Raw genomic sequence first — 20,837 nt, forward strand, 5'->3', positions numbered from 1 at the left:
ATCACAGCACGAACTGGGCCAGCGTTTCGTCGTTCGTAATGTCAGTATAAGTAAACCCTGCGTCATTCAGCTGAGAGAGGAACGGGCCAAAACTGTCCGGGCTGCGGGTTTCGATCCCGATCAGAACCGACCCAAAGTTACGGGCGGATTTCTTGAGGTATTCAAACCGGCAGATGTCATCATCAGGGCCAAGCATAGCCAAGAAATCCTTTAGCGCGCCGGGGCGCTGCGGCATGCGTAGGATGAAATATTTTTTCACGCCAGAATACCGCTGGGCGCGTTCCTTAACCTCGGGCAGGCGTTCAAAATCAAAATTGCCCCCCGACGCGACGCAGACAACGGTTTTCCCTTTGATCTGATCCGCAACATCACCCAGCGCCTCAATCGACAGGGCACCGGCTGGTTCTAGCACGATCCCTTCGACGTTCAGCATTTCGATGATGGTCACACAAATGCGATCTTCGGCCAGATTAATCACGTTTGCCGGATCAACCCCCTTGAGACGGTCAAAATTCCGCTGACCGATTTTGGCCACCGCGGCACCGTCCACAAAGCTGTTGATCGGCGAAATATCCACCGGCACCCCATGGGCCAAGGCACCTGCCAAGCTTGGCGCGCCTTTGGGTTCAACAAAGGTATATTCGCAGGCATCCCCGAAATAACTGTAAATCCCTGATGACAGCCCACCGCCACCAACGGGCAGGATAACGCGATCCGGAATGCGGCCCAACTGCTGCTCGATCTCGACCGCGACCGATGCCTGCCCTTCAATCACATCCTCATCGTCGAAGGGCGACAGAAAATGCGCGCCTTCGCTGGCACAAAACTCCTGCGCGGCAGACAGGGTTTTATCGAAATAGTCGCCCACAAGCCGCACTTCTATCTGGGCGCCGCCAAACATCTTGGTTTTCTGGATTTTCTGCTGCGGCGTGGTCACCGGCATGAAAATCACGCCTTTCACCCCGAAATGGCTGCACATAAAGGCAACGCCCTGCGCGTGGTTGCCCGCACTTGCGCACACAAACAGCGATTGCTCCGGGATCACCTTGCGCATCGCGTTAAATGCACCGCGCAGCTTGTACGACCGAACCGGGCTTAGATCCTCGCGCTTGAGCCAAATATCCGCATCAAACTTTTCTGACAGATGTTCATTGCGCATCAGGGGTGTCGCAGGGAACACATCGCGCATCGCTTTGGTCGCATTTTGCGCCAAGATCTGGAATTTATCGGTCATCAATGGCCTCATAAGGTGATTATCCTTCGATACGGCCCCTAACACGGGCGGTCAACGCAGCCTTCAATCTTGCTCACGCCTGTAAAACCCGATACCTCGCGATGCAAACCGCAAAGGAAACAACATGTCCGCGCCCAAAAAAGTTGTGCTCGCCTATTCCGGTGGGCTTGATACGTCGATCATCCTGAAATGGCTGCAAACCGAATACGGTTGCGAGGTGGTGACATTCACCGCCGATCTTGGCCAAGGCGAAGAGCTGGAGCCCGCCCGCGCCAAAGCCGAAATGATGGGTGCCTCTGAGATTTATATCGAAGATGTCCGCGAAGAATTCGTACGCGATTTCGTTTTCCCGATGTTCCGCGCCAATGCCCTGTACGAAGGGCTGTACCTGCTGGGCACATCCATCGCGCGGCCGCTGATTTCCAAGCGTCTCGTTGAGATTGCTGCCGAAACCGGTGCCGACGCTGTGGCCCACGGTGCGACCGGCAAGGGCAACGATCAGGTGCGCTTTGAGCTGGCCGCTTATGCGCTGAACCCCGACATCAAAGTCATCGCACCATGGCGCGAATGGGATCTGACCAGCCGCACCAAACTGCTTGAATTCGCTGAGAAAAACCAAATTCCCGTCGCCAAAGACAAACGTGGCGAGGCACCGTTCAGCGTTGATGCGAACCTGCTGCACACGTCCTCCGAAGGCAAAGTGCTGGAAGACCCCGCCGTTGACGCGCCCGAATATGTCTATCAGCGCACCGTCGCCCCAGAAGACGCGCCAGACACGCCCGAATACGTTGAAGTCGGTTTCGAAGCCGGCGATGCCGTCAGCATCAATGGCGAAGCAATGTCGCCAGCCACGATCCTGACCAAGCTGAACGAATTGGGTGGCAAACACGGCTGTGGCCGTCTTGATCTGGTCGAAGGTCGCTTTGTCGGGATGAAATCGCGCGGGATTTACGAAACCCCCGGCGGCACATTGCTGCTTGAGGCCCACCGCGGGATCGAATCGATCACCCTTGACCGTGGCGCGATGCACCTGAAAGACGAACTGATGCCGCGTTATGCCGAACTGATCTATAACGGTTTCTGGTTCAGCCCCGAACGCACTATGTTGCAGGCCGCAATCGACGCGTCACAAACCCACGTGACCGGCACCGTGCGCCTGAAACTGTACAAGGGCCACGTGCGCACCGTCGGTCGTTGGTCTGATCATTCGCTCTATTCCGAGGCGCATGTAACCTTCGAAGACGACGCTGGTGCCTATGACCAAAAAGACGCCGCCGGCTTTATCCAGCTGAACGCCCTGCGTCTGAAGCTGCTGGCAGCCCGTGACAAACGTCTGAAAAGCTAATCGGCAAAGATAATGAAAAGGCCCGGGCAGATTGGTTTCTGTCCGGGCCTTTTTTGTTGATGCCTAGCATTTCTGAGAGTGGCCATTCACTTAATACGTTGATCATAAAGCGTATTATAATGGGGCAGCGCTTCCTCCAGAAGCTGCCTCTCATCCCCCGATAGCTTTGGCAACGGCCCCTCGGCCCCGGCGAACCCCGTGCTTTTATGCACAGCGCCATACCAATGCGACGCCCAAACACCATCCTCGGGCCGGGCACCCGCTGGCCATGACAGCATCGCCGGATCGAACGGCAGATCGATCGCATCACACAGCTTGCGCAACATACCATCTGGGTCAGCGCGGATATCGGCGGAATCGATGACCAAGCCGCCGATCTGGTCATAAAGCGCCGTCTGCTGACCAAATCCGATATCGGCAAAGCTGGGCGCCTCGCGTTTCGCGGCATAGCTGGCAATCACACGGGCGGGGTGCCGGATCAGGTGAATGTGCACGCAATCCTTGGCCCATTCCATCGGAAAACCGTCCAGCATGTGATGCGGCATATGTTTCATATAGATATGCGGCCTGCCTGGCTGCGCACAAAGTGCGGCGACCTGCGCAGGGTCATTGTCTTGGGCGGCCAATATCTCGGCCCGCATCGGATGATCCACGCCAGTTGCCGCCAGATAGGCCGCATAAAACGGTTCATCCATCACCGCGAAATCAGCGCGGTTGCCAAAGCTGTACATCATCGCCGTGCTCAGATTGCGCGGGCCGGACCACATCGCGATCCGCATCAGGCGCACTCCTGCTTGATCAGATCCTTGTACAGATCGCGCAACCGCAACGTCATCGGCCCCATTTCACCGGTGCCAATCTGGCGGCCGTCAATGGATGCAACAGGCGTCTGCGCGCCAAATGTCCCGGTCAAAAACGCCTCGTCCGCGCCATAGGTATCAACGAGTGAAAAATTACGCTCAAAAACGGGAATATCATTCGCGCGACACAGATCGATCACCTTTTGCCGCGTGATCCCGTTCATACAATAATCGCCCGTGCTGGTCCAAACCGCGCCCTTACGCACGATGAAAAAGTTACAAGCGTTGGTCGTGTTCACGAACCCATTGATATCCAGCATCAGCGCCTCATCCGCACCTGCCTTTTCCGCAGCGATACAGGCCAGAATGCAGTTCAGTTTGGAATGGCTATTCAATTTCGGGTCTTGGGTCATCGGCAAACCCCGCAGATGTGGCACCGTGGCCAAACGGATCGGGCGCGGAATGCTGGGGCGTGAATGCTCCATAATAATGGTAATCGTCGGGCCGGATTGCGACAGCGACGGGTGCTGGAACGGTCGAGTTTTGACGCCGCGCGTGATCATCAAGCGCGCATGGGCGTCGGTGGTCATATCATTGGCTTTTTGCGTCTCTATCAAGGCGGAAATCAACGCCTCGCGGGTCATTCCGATGTCGATATCGATGGCTTTTGCGGCCTCGAACAGGCGGTCAAAATGTTCATCCATGAAGGCCCAGCAGCCATCATACAGGCGCAGCCCTTCCCAGATGCCATCGCCCAACATGAACCCGCTGTCATACACGCTGACCATCGCTTGGGCCTTGGGAACAATCTGGCCGTTCAGGTAAATCAGTATCTCGTTGTTGCGCGCGTCTTCTTCGGCCTGATGTGTGGTCACGTGATCTTGCATCGGTAATCCCCTTTTCACCGCGACGCTAAGAACTTCACCGCCCCGCGCCAAGCCTGAAATTGAATTCAACAGCGCGTGAGATGCCCAAGCTGTGTGTTGCGCCACGCTGCGAACCGCGTCACCGTTTGGCAAAAGAGGAGACCCCCAATGCGCATCTTAACCAATATCAAGCTGATCGCCCTTTCCGTCACCATCGGTTTGGGCCTGATCGCGCAAGGCACCAGCGCCAAAGCCGCCGGTACAGAGACGCTTTTGGTGGCTGGCGGGTGTTTTTGGTGCGTTGAATCCGATTTTGAAGGCGTCAACGGCGTGAAGGAGGTCATTTCCGGTTTTGCAGGCGGATCGGTCAAAAACCCGACCTACAAACAAGTCGTCGCAGGTGGCACAGGCCATTACGAAGTCGCGCAAATCCAATTTGATCCTGCGGTGGTCAGCACCGATCAACTGCTGGCGATGTTTTTCCGGTCGGTTGACCCGACGGACGCCGGCGGTCAGTTTTGTGATCGCGGCGACAGCTATCGCACAGCGATCTTTGCCGACGGTCCCCCACAAAAGGCCGCCGCCGAAAAGGCCAAAGCAGATGCACAAGCCGCGTTGGGCAAAACAGTGGTCACACCGGTTTTAGGCAAAGCCGCATTTTACCCCGCCGACGATTATCACCAGAATTACTATAAAAGCAGCGACCGGCTGGCGTTCAGCAGCGTCGGTCTGGGCGTTAAGAAATCCGATGCCTACAAACGCTATCGCGACAGATGCGGGCGGGATCAGCGCGTGAAACAATTATGGGGCGATGCTGCACCATTTACGCATTAGGGTCGCCGTCGAAATTGTGATCCTGAATTTCCTTCAGGTCCGGGATCACATCTGCCGTGCCCTGCCGCGTCACCATCAAAGCGGCGGCTTGCATGGCCAGCGTAATTGCGTCCGACATCGTCAGCTTGCGATCAAGCGCGGCAACCAAATAACCGGTAAACGTGTCGCCGGCACCCGTCGTATCGACCGCCTTGACCGCGTAGGCAGGGAAAAACTGTTCGCTTTTCCCTTTGTTAGAGACCCATTTACAGCCGTTTTCACCCAAGGTGACAATGATGTCGTCAATGGGAAGCTGCTCCAACGATTTGCCCAGCGCCTGAACCAGATCAGCCGCTTCGCCCTCGTTCAACACCAGTAAATCGACATCATCCATCACGTCGGCCACAACGTCTGCCTCGAACGGGGCCGCGGCATAGGCCACACGCAGCCCGAGGGTTTTCGCAGTACGGGCGGCAAATTCCTGACCCAAGGTTTCGTTCTGCATCAACAGAAAATCACCGGGCGACGCCTCGGACAGGGCACCGCCGATGATCCTGTCGTCAACCTCGTAATTTGCCCCACCAAATAGAACGATATTATTCTCGCCGTCTTCGGCGACACAGATATTCGCGTGGCCCGTGGGCATGTTGATCATGTGGATATGCTGCGTCTCAACCCCGTATTCCAACAGACGTTCGACCGCCCATTTCCCATCAGGCCCGACCGCACCGATATGCATCACTCGGGTACCCGCGCGGGCGGCGGCGACTGACATATTCGCGCCCTTGCCGCCCAAACCTTGGTTAAAATCCTCGGCCGCGATGGTTTCGCCGGGTTTCGGCAAATGACGCAGGTAATAAAAGTTATCCGCGTTGATCGAGCCGAGGTTCCAAATCATTCGCCGACCTTACATGCCGCCAGGATTGCCATGTTCAGAATGTCATTGGCCGTCGATGTGGTTGAACAGATCTGGATCGATTTATCCAAGCCGGTCAAAATCGGGCCAATCACCGTCGCACCGGCCATTTCCTGCATCAATTTGACCGAAATGCTGGCGGAGTGACGCGCCGGAACCACCAAGATATTCGCAGGCCCCGTCAACCGCGAGAACGGATAGTTCTTTTGGCTTTCCGCGTTCAGCGCGACATCGACGGTCATCTCGCCTTCGTATTCAAAGTTAACGCCACGGGTGTCCAGAACGTTTGGCGCGCGCTGCATTTTCTCGGCCCGTTCGGAAATCGGATAACCGAATGTCGAAAAGCTGACGAAGGCCACGCGCGGCTCAAGCCCCAAATGCCGCGCAACCTTGGCACCGCTTTCAGCGATGTTCGCCAGATCGTTTTCATCCGGCCATTCATGCACCAGCGTATCGCCGATAAACACGATCCGGCCTTTGTGCAGAACGGCGGTAATGCCAACCGCGCCATGCTGCGCGTCGGCGTTAAACACATGGTTAATCCGCTCGAGGACATGGGCGGATTTGCGTGTCGCGCCGGTGACCAGACCATCACCATGCCCGTGCGCCAACATCAACGCCGCGAAAACATGGCGGTCGCGTGCGGCAAGACGGTGAATGTCTTTGCTGTCAAAACCACGACGTTTCAGGCGATCATACAGAAACGTTTTATACGCGTCCAAGTGGGTCGTATTGGCCGCATTCACGATCTCAAGCTCGCGATATGCATCTTCCAAACCGGCGGCTGCCAGCTTGGCCTTTACGTCGTCAGACCGACCAACAACCAACGCTTTGCCCAGACCGGAACGTTGATACGTGACCGCAGCGCGCAACACCTTGGGGTCGTCCCCTTCGGCAAAGATCATGCGCGCCTGATTTGCACGCGCACGGGCATTGATCCCGCGCAGAATATTCGCCGTCGGGTCCATGCGCGATTTCAGGCTCAGCTCGTAGGCATCCATATCGATGATCGGGCGCCGCGCGACGCCAGTGTGCATCCCAGCGCGGGCCACGGCGGGTGGAATGCGGTGGATCAGACGCGGGTCAAACGGCGTGGGGATGATATAATCACGGCCAAAGCTCAGGTTTTTACCATAGGCCAACGCGACCTCATCGGGTACGTCCTCGCGGGCAAGATTGGCCAACGCATGGGCGCAAGCGATCTTCATCTCGTCATTGATGGCGCGGGCATGAATATCCAGCGCACCGCGGAAAAGATAGGGAAAGCCCAACACGTTGTTCACTTGGTTCGGGTAATCACTGCGGCCCGTGGCAACGATGGCGTCGGGGCGGACTTCGTGCGCTTCTTCGGGTGTAATCTCCGGATCGGGGTTCGCCATGGCAAAGATCACCGGATTATCCGCCATGCTGGCAACCATCGCAGGGGTCACAGCACCCTTGACGGACACGCCTAAAAACACATCGGCGTCTTTCATCGCCTCTTCCAGACTGCGCAGATCGGTCGATGCGGCGTGGGCAGATTTCCACTGGTTCATACCCTCGGTACGGCCCTGATAAATAACGCCTTTGGTGTCACACATGATGCAGTTGTTGTGCTGTGCGCCCATCGCTTTGAGCAGCTCAAGACAGGCGATCCCGGCCGCCCCGGCACCATTTAACACAATGCGCACGTCTTCGATTTTCTTGCCGGAAATATGCAGCGCGTTCAGCAGGCCCGCCGCACAAATCACCGCTGTCCCGTGTTGGTCGTCGTGAAAGACGGGAATATCCATCTCTTCTTTTAGACGCTGTTCAATGATGAAACATTCAGGCGCCTTGATATCCTCAAGGTTAATGCCGCCAAAGGTCGGGCCCATCAATTTAACCGCGTTAATGAACGCTTCTGGGTCTTCGGTATCCAGTTCAATATCGATCGAATTCACATCCGCGAACCGTTTGAACAGAACCGCCTTGCCTTCCATCACCGGCTTGGACGCCAACGCACCCAGATTACCCAAGCCCAAGACAGCCGTGCCGTTCGAAATCACCGCAACCAGATTGCCCTTGTTGGTGTAATCATACGCCAGTTCAGGGTTTTCAGCGATCGATTCACAAGGCACCGCAACACCGGGCGAATAGGCCAGGCTCAGATCGCGCTGCGTTGTCATGGGGACAGTCGCCGTAATCTCGAACTTGCCGGGCGTTGGCTCTAGATGAAAGGCAAGCGCCTCTTCGGATGTGATGCGGTTCTTGGACACTGGCAAAGCTTCCCTATTGTTTCAGGGCTTAATATCGACGAACCGCCCTGCGTACAATCATGATGGCGCTCACAGGTCTGCGACGTAACGAAGCCAATCGCGTGAACCGGTAAATTTGACATGCGGTTTTGGGAAATCCGACGGCACGCGCAGCTGTGCCAATCAGGATCGCCCCTTTCATGCCCGCCCGTGTTTTTGTAGACAGGCATATGCCGAACAGGGGTTTGTAGTGAGCGACGAAAAAATCACGCCAATGATGGCGCAGTATCTTGAGTTGAAAGCGCAATATGCCGACGCCTTGCTGTTTTACCGCATGGGCGACTTTTACGAGATGTTTTTTGATGATGCCGCAGCCGCAGCCGAAGCGTTGGATATCGCGCTTACCAAACGCGGCAAACATGGCGGTGAAGATATCGCGATGTGCGGCGTTCCCGTTCATGCCGCCGAAGGATATCTGCTGACCCTGATCCGCAAAGGGTTCCGCGTCGCCGTTTGCGAACAGATGGAAAGCCCGGCAGAGGCCAAAAAACGTGGATACAAGGCCATCGTCAAACGCGATGTGGTGCGTTTGGTGACCCCCGGCACATTGACCGAAGAATCCCTTCTCGACGCGCGGCGTCATAATTTCCTTGCCGCTTTTGCCGAGGTGCGCGGCCAACATGCGCTGGCTTGGGTGGATATTTCCACCGGCGCATTTCACGTGATGCCCCTCACTTTGGCACGGCTCGGTCCGGAGTTGGCGCGCTTATCCCCCTCCGAACTGATCGTGTCGGAGGCGAAAGAGGACGAACTGCGCGACCTAGTGGCCGATTTCAATCTATCGCTGACGCCCCTCGCCCGCTCCGCCTTTGACAGCACCAGCGCCGAGAAAAGCGTTTGCGATCTGTTCGGCGTCAGTTCGCTTGATGCCTTCGGCAGTTTTGAGCGCGCCGATATTTCGGCCATGGGTGCCGTCATCGAATATCTCGAGATCACTCAAAAGGGCAAACTCCCCCTGCTCCGCCCCCCGCAAAAGGAATCCGAGGCCCGCAGTGTCCAGATTGATACCGCCACGCGCCGCAATCTTGAACTGACCCACGCGCTATCTGGGGGCCGCGCCGGAACGTTGCTGTCGGTCATGGACAAGACAGTTACCGCAGGCGGTGGGCGTCTGTTGGAACGGCGCATTTCGTCCCCATCCCGCGTGTTAGAGACGATTCATGCCCGGCTGGACGCAATAACTTTTGCCCTTGATAACGGTCGGTTGCGCCAAGATCTTCGCGATCATCTGCGCAATGTTCCCGATCTGGAACGCGCCTTGTCCCGCTTGTCACTGGATCGCGGTGGCCCACGCGATCTGGCCGCCATTCGCAATGGCCTCGCCGAGGCCGGCCTGCTTGCAGACAAGACCGACAGCAGCGACATGCCCGATCTTTTATCGAACGCTATCAAGGGGTTGCGGGGTCATGACACATTAGTTGATCTTCTCGATCAGGCGCTGGTCGCCGAACCACCGCTTTTGGCCCGCGATGGCGGCTTTATCGCCCCCGGTTACGATAGTGATCTTGACGAGGTTCGCACCCTGCGTGACGAGGGCCGCAGCGTTATCGCACAAATGCAGCAGGAATTCATATCCAAGACCGGAATTTCCGCGCTAAAGATCAAACATAACAATGTCTTGGGCTATTTCATCGAGGTCACCTCGACCCACGCCGAAAAGATGCTATCGGCCCCTCTATCCGAAACATTCATCCACCGGCAAACCACCGCGAACCAGGTCCGGTTTACCACGGTCGAGCTGTCCGAGATGGAGACCAAAATCCTCAACGCAGGCAATCACGCGCTTGAGATTGAAAAGCGGCTCTATGAAACGCTAAAAGCCGCAATTCTGGCCGAGGCAGGCCCCATCGGTGTCGTCTCTGCGGGTCTGGCCGAGATTGATTTGGCCACCGCGCTGGCCGAACTGGCGCAAGCCGAAAACTGGGCCAAGCCGCACGTCGATAATTCGCGGGCTTTCGAAATCTCGGGCGGGCGTCACCCCGTCGTGGAACGCGCGCTGGCCCAGCAATCCGGCACCGCCTTCATCGCAAACGATTGTACGTTGTCTGCAAGCGATGAAAACGCGCAGATCTGGCTGCTGACCGGCCCGAACATGGCCGGTAAATCGACCTTTCTGCGCCAAAACGCATTGATCGCCCTGATGGCGCAGATGGGCAGCTACGTCCCCGCGACCACTGCAAATATCGGTCTGGTCAGCCAGATCTTCAGCCGCGTCGGCGCGTCTGACGATCTGGCCCGCGGGCGGTCCACTTTTATGGTCGAAATGGTCGAAACCGCGGCGATCCTTAATCAAGCAGACGACCGGGCGCTGGTCATCTTGGATGAAATCGGCCGTGGCACCGCAACCTATGACGGGCTTTCAATCGCTTGGGCAACGCTGGAGCATCTGCACGATGTGAACCGCTCCCGCGCGCTATTCGCCACGCATTACCACGAAATGACCGCCCTTTCGAACAAACTGGACGGCGTCGAAAACGCGACCGTCACAGTCAAAGAATGGGAAGGCGAGGTTATCTTCCTCCACGAGGTCAAAAAAGGTGCCGCCGATAGATCATACGGTGTTCAAGTCGCGCAGCTCGCCGGCCTGCCGCAATCGGTCATCGCCCGCGCACGCGTCGTTCTCGAAGCGCTTGAAAAAGGCGAACGCGAAGGCGGTGCCACACAGAAAACGCTGATCGATGATCTTCCGCTGTTCTCTGTCGCACCAACGCCGCCACCCCAACCCGCAAAGGTATCCAAGGTCGAAACGGCCCTCGCAGATATCTTGCCGGATGAGCTTACGCCCCGCGAAGCTTTGGATGTGCTCTATCAACTAAAAGAGGCGGCCAAAGATTGACCGCCTCCCCTATATTCCAAATGGAAATAAATCCTCCCCGAAGGGTCCGCAGCTAAACCAAAGCGGCTCAGCTCGCGGGCATTGACGAAACGCCAACTTGCGCGGGGCGCAGCAGGCGGTCGTGCAACATGAAACCCTCGGTCGCGACCTGAATGATCTCTCCGGCTACGGTGCCAGGAACCGGCGCTTCAAACATCGCCTGATGCTGCTGCGGGTCAAACTTGTCACCAACCTCGGGCGCGATCACTTCGATGCCGTGCTTTTTGAACACGTTCAAAAGCTCGCGCATTGTCAGCTCGATCCCTTCCAGCAACGGCCCGGAGATCGTGCGCTGCTCATCTGTGACGGCCTCCAACGCGCGTTTCATGTTGTCGTAAACGGGCAGCATATCGCGGGCCAGCTTGGACCCACCATAGTTCTCTGCTTCACGACGGTCCTTGTCCGACCGCTTGCGCGCGTTTTCGGCATCGGCCAGCGCACGCATAAAGCGGTCTTTCAACAAGTCACGCTCGGCACGCAACTGGTCTAGCTCCAACGCTTCATCGTCAATTTCTTCCATTTCATCAGCATAGGCTTCGGCCTCTGCATCATCAATGTCGTCCAAAAATTCGTTCTCTCTCGGCTCTGCCATATTCCACCTCTAGCTGCGGTTCGAGATAAGTTTCCCAACCAGCTGCGCCGTGTAATTCACAATCGGCACGATACGTCCATAATTAAGGCGGGTGGGGCCAATCACGCCGACGGCACCAATCACCTTACGATCAGCGTTCATATAAGGGGAAACGACCAGAGAGGAACCCGAAAGTGAAAAAAGTTTGTTCTCAGAGCCAATAAAAATGCGCACACCGTCCCCACCGTCGGCCAGTTCCAGAAATTCAGCGATATCCCGCTTACGTTCCAGATCATCGAACAGCTGCCGGATCAGCTCTACGTTCTCGGCCTCGCCTTCGGCGTTGATCAAATTCGAACGCCCGCGCACGATCAACCGCTCGGGGTGTTCCCCGTCATCCTGCCACAGCGCCATACCGCTTTCGACCAACTGCTGGGCCAGAATATCGATCTCCTGCCGACGTTCGTTGATCTGAAGCGTTATGGCGCGCTGCAGTTCGGATATGGTTTTCCCTTCAACCAAAGCATTCAGAAAATTTGCCGCCTCGCGCATGCTGCTGGGGGTTTGGCCGGGCGGCGGAGTGAACAACCGGTTTTCCACATGACCGTCCGAGAATACGAGCACGACCAAGGCTCTATCCTGCGAAAGAGAGACGAATTCGATATGTTTGATCGGGGCCTCGTGTTTGGGGGTCAGCACCAAGGATGCGCCTTGCGTCACGCCTGACAATGCCGATCCGACGCGGTCCAGAATCCCGCTTACATCTGCGCCATTATCCCCCATGGTCGCGTCGATTTTTTCGCGGTCGATATCCGTGGGATCCCCGATTTCAATCATCCCGTCCACGAACATCCGCAGACCCATCTGTGTCGGAATGCGGCCCGCGCTGACATGCGGGCTGCCAAGCAATCCCATATACTCAAGGTCCTGCATCACGTTCCGGATCGTCGCGGCGCTGACCTTTTCGCTGAAATCGCGGGTTAGCGTGCGCGATCCGACAGGATCACCGTTCGCCAGATATCCTTCGACCACGCGGCGAAAAACCTCGCGCGACCGATCATTCATTTCGTCTAGAACTGTAGGTATTTTTTCCATGCTGCCTTAATAGAAGGGCTATGACCGCAAACGTCAATCGGGGTTGCATCAACACAGCGTGCGGCGTTATCCCCAATATAAATCAAAAAGGATAATCTTATGCGCCCCTCCGGTCGGAAACTTGACGAAATGCGTGCCGTGTCTGTTGAAACAGGCTTTACCAAACACGCCGAAGGCTCTGCCCTGATCAAGATGGGCGACACACATGTGCTGTGCACCGCCACCATCGAAGACCGCGTGCCGCCGTTTATCAAAGGGTCCGGTCTGGGCTGGGTCACCGCTGAATACGGCATGTTGCCCCGCGCCACAAACACCCGGATGCGCCGGGAATCTGCGATGGGCAAGCAAGGCGGGCGCACCGTTGAAATTCAACGCTTGATCGGTCGCGCCCTGCGCGCGGGCGTTGATCGCAGCGCCTTGGGCGAACGTCAGATCACCATCGATTGCGATGTATTGCAGGCTGATGGCGGCACGCGCTGTGCATCCATCACCGGCGGCTGGATCGCCTTGAAACTGGCCGTGAACAAGCTGATGAAAGCCGGCGATGTGACCAGCGACCCGCTGATCGATCCGGTCGCCGCAATCAGCTGCGGCATCTACGCGGGGCAGCCCGTGCTTGATCTCGACTACCCCGAGGATTCAGAGGCGGGCGTTGACGGCAACTTCATCATGACCAGCACCGGCCGGTTGATCGAAATCCAGATGAGCGCCGAAGGATCCACCTATTCCCGCGAGCAGATGAACCAGCTGATGGACCTTGCTGAAAAAGGTGTGACGGAACTGGTTAACATTCAAAAAGAAGCCACCGCATGACACGCAAATTCACCGGCGATCAAATCCTGATCGCCACCCATAACGCGGGCAAGCTTGAGGAAATGGCGGAACTCTTCGCCCCTTTCGGTGTGCGCGTTGTGGGTGCCGCCGAGATGAACCTGGCCGAGCCAGAAGAAACCGAAGACAATTTTATCGGTAATGCCCGGATCAAGGCCGTTGCCGCGGTAAAGGCCACCGGCCTGCCCGCCTTGGCTGACGATTCAGGGATCGAGGTTGAGGCATTGGACGGCGCCCCCGGTGTTTACACCGCTGATTGGTCCGAAACCCCCAATGGCCGCGATTTCGTGATGGCGATGACCAAAACCCATAACCTGCTCGAGGAAAAGAACGCCCCCCACCCCCGCCGCGCCCGTTTTTGTGCGACTTTGGTACTGGCATGGCCCGACGGTCACGAAGAGATATTCGAGGGTCGCGTAAATGGAACGCTGGTTTGGCCCATGCGCGGTAACATCGGCCACGGATATGACCCCATGTTCCAGCCTGATGGCAATGATCAGACATTCGCCGAAATGCCCCATGACGAGAAGAACAAGATCAGCCACCGTGCAGATGCGTTCACAAAACTGACCTCGGCCTGTTTTGACTGAAGACTGGCGTCAGGGCGGTTTCGGCCTCTACATCCACTGGCCTTTTTGCGAGGCTAAATGCCCGTATTGTGACTTTAACAGCCATGTTAGTCGCACAATTGATCAACGGGCTTGGCGCGATGCCTACCTGCGAGAGCTTGAACGCGGCGCTGCCGAAACCAAGGGCCGCGTGTTGAATGCAGTGTTTTTTGGCGGCGGCACCCCCAGCCTGATGGACCCCGAGGTCGTCGCAGATATCATCGCAGCCATCTATCGGCTGTGGCCCGTCGCAAATGACATGGAAATCACGCTTGAGGCGAACCCAGGCTCCGTTGAGGCCGGACGTTTCAAGGGATTTCGGGATGCTGGCGTAAATCGCGTGTCGATGGGCATTCAAGCGTTGAACGACCCGGATCTAAAACGTCTTGGCCGTATTCATACAGCGACCGAGGCGATGACGGCGTTCGATATCGCGCGCTCTACCTTTGACCGGGTCAGTTTCGATCTGATCTATGGCCGTCAAAACCAAACTCTTCCTGAATGGCGCACCGAGCTGAAACAGGCACTATCCCTAGCGATAGACCATATTTCTCTGTACCAGCTGACCATTGAACAAGGCACCGCTTTTGGTGATCGCTATGCAATTGGCAAGCTGCGCGGACTCCCTGACGATGATCTGGGCGCCGACATGTACAGTGCCACGCAAGAGATTTGCGATGAAATGGGAATGCCGTCTTACGAGGTGTCAAATCACGCGCGTGACGGCGCACAGTCACGGCACAACCTGATTTATTGGCGCTACGGCGATTACCTTGGCATCGGCCCCGGCGCCCACGGTCGGTTAACGCAGAACGGCACACGATTTGCCACCGAATGCTTCAGCAATCCGCAGCGTTGGCTTGATGCATCTGCCACTGGCAAAACCGAAAAGCCACGCGAGCCCCTCGTCCCCGCAGATCAGGCCAGTGAATTTCTGATGATGGGGCTGCGTTTGAAAGAAGGCGTTGACCTGAAACGTTACACCACGCTGGCAGGTGCACCTCTCTCAAAGAAAAAGATCATCCGGATGCAAGACATCGGGATGATCAATTTGGTAGGCGACCAGTTAAGCGTTACAAACCAAGGATTTATGGTGCTTAACGCGATCTTGGCAGAGTTGCTGTCAGACTAACTGCCCGAGATCAGCCGACACAGCTCGTCCAGCTCGTCCATTGTTTTATAGCTGAGTATCATTTGGCCGGATTCTTGGCCCGGCTTGTGGTTCAGCGTTACTTTTATGCCCAGACTGGCTGTTAGATCACCCTCAAGCGCACGTGTATCGGCGTCTTTCTCGGCAATTGATTTCGGGGCTTTCTTCTCGGCCGCATCGCCGCCGCCAGCCTGATCCTTTTTAACCAAGGCCTCAGCCGCGCGAACGGACAGACCGCCTGCGATAATCTGCTTTGCCAGTTTCACTGGGTCATCCGCAGGCACCAGCGTTCTGGCGTGGCCCGCCGTCAAATCGCCATCACGCACCATCTCCAACACGCTTTCGGGCAGGTTCAAAAGACGCAGCAAGTTTGCAATGTGGCTCCGGCTTTTACCAAGCGCCTCGGCCATTTTCTCTTGGGTGTGGCCGAACTTATCCATCAGCTGACGATAGCCCGCCGCCTCCTCGATCGAGTTCAGATCAGCGCGCTGAATGTTCTCGATAATCGCGACCTCTAGGACCTCTACATCGGTAAATTCACGAACAATAACAGGGAGTTCATGCAGTTTGGCCATCTGCGATGCGCGCCAGCGACGCTCCCCCGCGACGATCTCAAACGTGCCGTCCGCGCGTTGGCGTACGATCAAGGGCTGAATTACGCCCTTCTCCTTGATCGAATTCGCCAGATCTTCCAAATCCTGGGAATCAAACCGCTTTCTCGGCTGCTCAGGGTTGGGGGAAATCTGTTCAATCGGAACAAAGCGTTCGGCCGCGCCTTCGGATGCGACCGTTTGGGTTTCCGCCACATCCGCCATCAAAGCCGAAAGGCCACGCCCCAGCCCGCGCCGTTTTTCTCTGTCTGCCATTGTTGTGCCCCTAGACTACGCCATTAACCAAAATTTCTTGCGCCAGATCGCGGTAGGCTTTTGCGCCCTTGGAACCGCTATCATAGCTGAGCACCGGCATTGCAAAACTCGGTGCTTCGCTCACGCGGACATTTCGCGGGATCACTGTTTTGTACACCAGCTCCCCCAAATTTGCGCGCGCGTCTTCCTCAACCTGCTGAGACAGGTTGTTCCGCCGATCGTACATTGTCAGAACAACCCCTTCAATCCGAAGGTCCTTGTTCCCGCTTTGCCGGACTTCTCTGATGGTTAACATCAGCTGGGAAAGCCCCTCCAACGCAAAAAATTCGCTTTGCAGCGGCACCAGGACCGAATGCGCGGCGATCATCGCATTTACCGTCAAAAGGTTAAGCGACGGTGGACAATCGATCAGAATATAGTCGAACGCATAGCTGTCCATCTGGGTCTGCCGCAAAGCATCATGCAAAAGAAAGCTGCGCTTTTCGTTCGAGATCAGCTCCAGATCGGCGGAGCTGAGATCGACCGTGGCTGGCACGACGTGCAGACCGGGTGTTTCCGTCTTCAATACCACCTTATCCAAGCTGATATCCTCAAGAAGAAGCTCATATGTTGTGTATTCACGATCTTCGACATCAATACCTAGTCCGGTAGATGCATTCCCTTGGGGATCAAGATCAACCACCAAAACCCGCATATGCCGTTCAGCAAGGGCCGCTGCAAGGTTAATTGTCGTTGTCGTTTTACCCACGCCGCCCTTCTGATTTGCCACCGCAATAATCTTTGGGCCCACAGGGCGCGATGGATCAGACATGAGATATATCCTTAATTCTAAGTATCGCCGCAGCGGGGTTTGTTAAACTCGGAACCGGCTCGCAAGTATAGTGCCACAAGGTCTTTGCGTCGGAATCTTCGGCCTTCCAGTTCTCACCCTTCGGAAACAAAGCAATACCGTCACTGCTCAGATGCAGATCAGCGTATTCAAGAAGCTTAGACAAGTCAGAAAGCGCCCTAGCTGACAAAATATCTGCTTCAAGCGCTGGAATGTCCTCAATTCGCTTATTAAGAACTTCTCCGTTCAGTCCCAGCTCGCGGACAGCAGTGCGCAAGAAAACACACTTACGCTGATCGCTTTCTACCATGGTGAACTTGGTATTGCGCCCGTCCTGCTTGGATAGGATCGCAAGAACGATCGCGGGAAAGCCCCCGCCGCTTCCCAAATCGACCCAGTGATCTGCTTCCGGAGCATGGCGATACAGCTGAACGGAATCGTTTATGTGACGTTCCCAAATATGGGGAACGCTTGGCTTGGAAATTAGGTTGATCTTGGTGGTCCACCTCTCAACCAACCCCGCGAATTGCGTAAGCTGATCAAATGTTTCACGTGAAACATCTTCCCCTTCAAATGCGCTCACGCCGACTTCTTTCTGCTTCCACGCTTTAAGTGCGACAGTATGAGGGTCAATGCTGCAGGTGTCATGCCATCAATCCGCGCTGCTTGTGCCAGGTTTGTAGGTGCTGTTTTTTCTAACTTTGATGTTAATTCATTCGAAAGCCCATCGATGACCCGATAGTCGAAACCTGATGGAATAACATGCGCTTCGTCTTTTTGAAGAAGGTCGATGTCCCGCTGTTGCCGCGCGATATAATTGGCATAAAGCGCGTCACGTTCCACCTGCCTGCGGATATCATCCGCTACATCCGCAAGCACAGGATTCAACACAATCAGATCTTCAAAGACAACATCTGGGAACGCGAGCAATTGGAAACCTGTCCGCTTGGTACCGTCTTGGTTAATCCTGATACCTGCTTCGGAAATCTCCTTGGGCGACCATTCTGATCCAAGCAGCGTCTGCATAGCGTCATCCATGCGGCGCATCTTATCCGCAAAAACCTCTGCACGCTCAGCGGATACGCAACCAAGCTGCATTGCAAGGGGCGTCAAGCGTTGATCGGCATTATCGGCGCGCAGAGAAAGCCGGAACTCCGCCCGCGAGGTGAACATCCGATAAGGCTCTGTCACGCCGCGTGTCGTAAGATCATCAATCATCACGCCGATATAGCTTTGCGCACGGCTAAAAATTACCGGCTCTTTGCCTTGCGCCTCAAGCGCGGCGTTGAGCCCAGCAACAAGTCCTTGGGCAGCTGCCTCCTCATACCCCGTCGTACCGTTAATTTGGCCAGCAAGGTAAAGCCCTGGAACACTGCGCACCTTTAGCGTCAGGTCCAGCGCGCGCGGATCGACATAGTCATATTCAATCGCATAGCCCGGCTGAAGAATTTCGACATTCTCAAGACCCGCCATAGACCGGACATACTCAAGCTGCACGTCTTCCGGCAAAGAGGTCGAGATTCCGTTTGGGTAGATCGTGTGGTCGTCAACGCCTTCGGGCTCAAGAAAAACCTGATGGGATGTCTTGTCGGCGAAGCGCACGACTTTATCCTCGATCGACGGGCAATACCGCGGCCCGACCCCTTCGATATGACCACCATACATGGCGGATCTTTCAAGGTTGCGCTTGATAATCTCGTGCGTTTTCTCGTTCGTATGTGTGATCCCGCAAGATATCTGCTTGGCTGATATACCCTTGGACATAAACGAGAAAACGACGGGCTCATCATCGCCGGGTTGCATTTCCAGATTGGTCCAGTCAATTGTGCGACCATCCAAACGCGGCGGCGTACCGGTCTTTAACCGACCCAATGGGAGGTTGAAGGAATCGATGCGCTTCGCCAAATCAACCGAAGCTTTATCACCCATCCGCCCACCGGAGCGGGACACATCACCGATATGGATCACCCCGCGCAAGAAAGTGCCCGTCGTTAGAATGACGGAGTTTGAACGGATCGACATCCCATCGGCCAGAATAGCACCACAAACCCTGCCCTCTTCGACGATGAAATCAACGACCTCGCCTTCGACAATCTCAAGGTTTTCGCGTTGTTCCGTCTCAGCCAGCATTTCAGTCCGGTAGATTCCCCGGTCCGCCTGGGCGCGTGGGCCTTGGACTGCGGGGCCTTTACGTCGGTTAAGTAGTCGGAACTGAATTCCCGCCTTATCAGCGACGCGCCCCATCACGCCGTCCATGGCATCAATTTCGCGGACAAGGTGACCTTTGCCCAAGCCACCAATTGCGGGATTGCACGACATAACGCCGATGCCATCGCGTGACATCGTAATCAGCGCGGTCGACGCACCCATGCGCGCCGAAGCATGCGCTGCTTCGGCACCGGCGTGCCCGCCGCCAATAACGATGACTTCAAAATGTTTCACGTGAAACACTCCAATCTATTTACCCAAGCAAAAGCTGGCGAATATGACATCCAGCAGGTTTTCAGCGTCGATACGGCCCACCAATGCTTCAAGTGCACGAATCGAATGCCGCAACTCTTCTGCAGCTATATCATATTCATCCGGCCCATGATCCAGAACCGACATCGCGAATGCTAGCCCATCAGCGGCTTTCTGCAAGGCCACTCGATGACGTTCATGTGTGGCAAGCCCAGCCGTCAAGCTGCGCGTTGTCAGAACCGATTGAATTTGCGCGATCAGATCAGACACGCCCTGACCTGTTACACCTGAGATAGAACCCGATGGGTCGTCGCGCAAGTCCGCCTTGGGCAAAAGGCGGATATCGTCAGGTTTTGCCTTAACAGGAAGGTCTTCGCCCTCTTCCACCAGAAAAACACGCAAATCAGCGGCGGCTGCACGGGACAAAGCACGGTCGATCCCAATCGCCTCGACCTCGTCAGCGCCTTCCCTGAGGCCAGCCGTATCCAGCAAGGTCACCGGAAGGCCGCCCATATCCATACGTACCTCGATCACGTCGCGGGTTGTACCGGCGATCGAAGAGGTAATCGCCGCGTCCCGACCCGCCAAGGCGTTCAAAAGCGTGGACTTTCCGGCGTTTGGTTTGCCGATAATTGCAACTTCGAACCCGGTGCGAATACGTTCTGCCGTATGGGTGCCTTGGATTTCTTTCAGCAGATCATCATTGACCGAACTCAGAAGCTCGCGAACTTCGCCAGACACATCTACAGGAACATCTTCATCGGCGAAATCGATGGTAACTTCTAACAAAGCTGCGGCGCGGATCAGCTTTTCGCGCCATTCGTCGACGCGTTGACCCAGATGGCCAGACAATACGCGCAGCGCTTGTTTACGCTGTGCTTCGGTTTCGGCCTCGATCAAATCGCCAAGACCTTCGACTTGGGTCAGATCAAGCTTTCCGTTTTCCATCGCGCGGCGGGTAAATTCGCCAGGTTCGGCCAGCCGTGTATCCGGAAAGGTCGAGAGCAGCTCCAACACCGCTTTTACCACAGCGATGCTGCCGTGCAGATGCAGCTCCACCACGTCTTCTCCGGTAAAGCTGCTTGGCCCCTTGAACGCCACGACCAACGCGCTGTCGATGGTGCCGCCATCGAGGCCAGTGATCGGCCGTACGGCAGCGTGACGAATAGCAGGCAGCGGTGTCGCTATTTTCTGTGCAATATCAAACGCTTGAGGACCAGAGATACGAATAACGCAAACCCCAGCACGCCCTAGCGCTGTAGCCTGAGCAAAAATCGTATCCATTGGTCTAACCCACTGTTA

The 20,837-nt window shown here is 56.1% G+C and carries 18 protein-coding genes; 6 read left to right on the top strand and 12 right to left on the bottom strand.

What is annotated here, in order from left to right; all coding sequences use genetic code 11:
- Position 1 precedes the first annotated feature (1 nt).
- Entirely contained in the window at positions 2-1,234 is a 1,233-nt protein-coding gene (gene ilvA / locus WNY39_RS09075; protein ID WP_342845232.1) for a threonine ammonia-lyase IlvA, read from the bottom strand.
- Between the two features lie 124 nt (positions 1,235-1,358).
- Between ilvA and WNY39_RS09080 the strand changes: the two genes are divergently transcribed.
- Positions 1,359-2,579 carry an argininosuccinate synthase gene (locus WNY39_RS09080; protein WP_342845233.1) on the top strand — a complete coding sequence of 407 codons (1,221 nt, stop codon included), beginning with the start codon at positions 1,359-1,361 and terminating at the stop codon, positions 2,577-2,579.
- An 86-nt stretch (positions 2,580-2,665) separates the two neighbouring features.
- Here the strand turns inward: WNY39_RS09080 and WNY39_RS09085 are convergent, their stop codons facing one another.
- Positions 2,666-3,358, bottom strand: coding sequence for an HAD family hydrolase (locus WNY39_RS09085; protein ID WP_342845234.1), 693 nt, complete (start codon positions 3,356-3,358; stop codon positions 2,666-2,668).
- On the bottom strand, positions 3,358-4,266 hold the full coding sequence (locus WNY39_RS09090) for a D-amino acid aminotransferase (RefSeq protein ID WP_342845235.1): 909 nt from the start codon (positions 4,264-4,266) through the stop codon (positions 3,358-3,360). Before WNY39_RS09090 ends, WNY39_RS09085 begins: the two co-directional genes overlap by 1 nt.
- A 147-nt stretch (positions 4,267-4,413) precedes the next feature.
- On the opposite strand from WNY39_RS09090, the gene msrA reads away from it, so the two are divergent.
- Positions 4,414-5,079, top strand: a complete 666-nt coding sequence (gene msrA, locus WNY39_RS09095) for a peptide-methionine (S)-S-oxide reductase MsrA (protein ID WP_342845236.1) — start codon at positions 4,414-4,416, stop codon at positions 5,077-5,079.
- Here the strand turns inward: msrA and WNY39_RS09100 are convergent.
- Both WNY39_RS09100 and WNY39_RS09105 read right to left on the bottom strand, forming a co-directional pair.
- Complete coding sequence (locus tag WNY39_RS09100) at positions 5,069-5,956, bottom strand: ribokinase (RefSeq protein WP_342845237.1); 888 nt, start codon at positions 5,954-5,956, stop codon at positions 5,069-5,071. The two genes, msrA and WNY39_RS09100, sit on opposite strands and share 11 nt — an antisense overlap.
- The gene (locus tag WNY39_RS09105; protein ID WP_342845238.1) at positions 5,953-8,211 is read right to left on the bottom strand and encodes an NADP-dependent malic enzyme; all 2,259 of its coding nucleotides are present in this window, start codon (positions 8,209-8,211) and stop codon (positions 5,953-5,955) included. The genes WNY39_RS09100 and WNY39_RS09105 overlap by 4 nt, the downstream gene beginning before the upstream one ends.
- 253 nt (positions 8,212-8,464) lie before the next feature.
- Between WNY39_RS09105 and mutS the strand changes: the two genes are divergently transcribed.
- Positions 8,465-11,086 carry a DNA mismatch repair protein MutS gene (mutS, locus tag WNY39_RS09110; protein WP_342845401.1) on the top strand — a complete coding sequence of 874 codons (2,622 nt, stop codon included), beginning with the start codon at positions 8,465-8,467 and terminating at the stop codon, positions 11,084-11,086.
- A gap of 67 nt (positions 11,087-11,153) precedes the next feature.
- Here mutS and WNY39_RS09115 read toward each other — a convergent pair whose 3' ends face one another.
- Positions 11,154-11,717, bottom strand: coding sequence for a nucleotide exchange factor GrpE (locus WNY39_RS09115; protein WP_342845239.1), 564 nt, complete (start codon positions 11,715-11,717; stop codon positions 11,154-11,156).
- A gap of 9 nt (positions 11,718-11,726) precedes the next feature.
- Positions 11,727-12,791: a heat-inducible transcriptional repressor HrcA gene (hrcA, locus tag WNY39_RS09120; protein WP_341232795.1), complete on the bottom strand. Its 1,065-nt coding sequence runs from the start codon at positions 12,789-12,791 to the stop codon at positions 11,727-11,729.
- Positions 12,792-12,890: 99 nt separating this feature from the next.
- On the opposite strand from hrcA, the gene rph reads away from it, so the two are divergent.
- From rph to hemW, 3 genes are read left to right on the top strand one after another with little or no spacing between them, the layout of a single operon-like run.
- Positions 12,891-13,604, top strand: a complete 714-nt coding sequence (rph, locus tag WNY39_RS09125) for a ribonuclease PH (RefSeq protein ID WP_342845240.1) — start codon at positions 12,891-12,893, stop codon at positions 13,602-13,604.
- On the top strand, positions 13,601-14,212 hold the full coding sequence (rdgB, locus tag WNY39_RS09130) for an RdgB/HAM1 family non-canonical purine NTP pyrophosphatase (RefSeq protein WP_342845241.1): 612 nt from the start codon (positions 13,601-13,603) through the stop codon (positions 14,210-14,212). The genes rph and rdgB overlap by 4 nt, the downstream gene beginning before the upstream one ends.
- A complete protein-coding gene (gene hemW / locus WNY39_RS09135) occupies positions 14,205-15,362 on the top strand; it encodes a radical SAM family heme chaperone HemW (protein WP_342845242.1) in 1,158 nt (385 codons plus the stop codon). Before rdgB ends, hemW begins: the two co-directional genes overlap by 8 nt.
- On the opposite strand, the gene WNY39_RS09140 is transcribed toward hemW, so the two are convergent.
- From WNY39_RS09140 to mnmE, 5 genes are read right to left on the bottom strand one after another with little or no spacing between them, the layout of a single operon-like run.
- Positions 15,359-16,246: a ParB/RepB/Spo0J family partition protein gene (locus tag WNY39_RS09140; protein WP_342845243.1), complete on the bottom strand. Its 888-nt coding sequence runs from the start codon at positions 16,244-16,246 to the stop codon at positions 15,359-15,361. The genes hemW and WNY39_RS09140 overlap by 4 nt on opposite strands.
- A 10-nt stretch (positions 16,247-16,256) precedes the next feature.
- On the bottom strand, positions 16,257-17,057 hold the full coding sequence (locus WNY39_RS09145; protein WP_342845244.1) for a ParA family protein: 801 nt from the start codon (positions 17,055-17,057) through the stop codon (positions 16,257-16,259).
- Entirely contained in the window at positions 17,050-17,658 is a 609-nt protein-coding gene (rsmG, locus tag WNY39_RS09150) for a 16S rRNA (guanine(527)-N(7))-methyltransferase RsmG (RefSeq protein WP_342845245.1), read from the bottom strand. The genes WNY39_RS09145 and rsmG overlap by 8 nt, the downstream gene beginning before the upstream one ends.
- Positions 17,655-19,517, bottom strand: a complete 1,863-nt coding sequence (gene mnmG / locus WNY39_RS09155) for a tRNA uridine-5-carboxymethylaminomethyl(34) synthesis enzyme MnmG (protein ID WP_342845246.1) — start codon at positions 19,515-19,517, stop codon at positions 17,655-17,657. The genes rsmG and mnmG overlap by 4 nt, the downstream gene beginning before the upstream one ends.
- Positions 19,518-19,532: 15 nt before the next feature.
- Positions 19,533-20,819: a tRNA uridine-5-carboxymethylaminomethyl(34) synthesis GTPase MnmE gene (gene mnmE / locus WNY39_RS09160; protein WP_342845247.1), complete on the bottom strand. Its 1,287-nt coding sequence runs from the start codon at positions 20,817-20,819 to the stop codon at positions 19,533-19,535.
- Positions 20,820-20,837: the final 18 nt, after the last annotated feature.

This window comes from Sulfitobacter sp. AS59 (genome assembly GCF_038899995.1).
Taxonomy (GTDB): Bacteria; Pseudomonadota; Alphaproteobacteria; order Rhodobacterales; family Rhodobacteraceae; genus Sulfitobacter.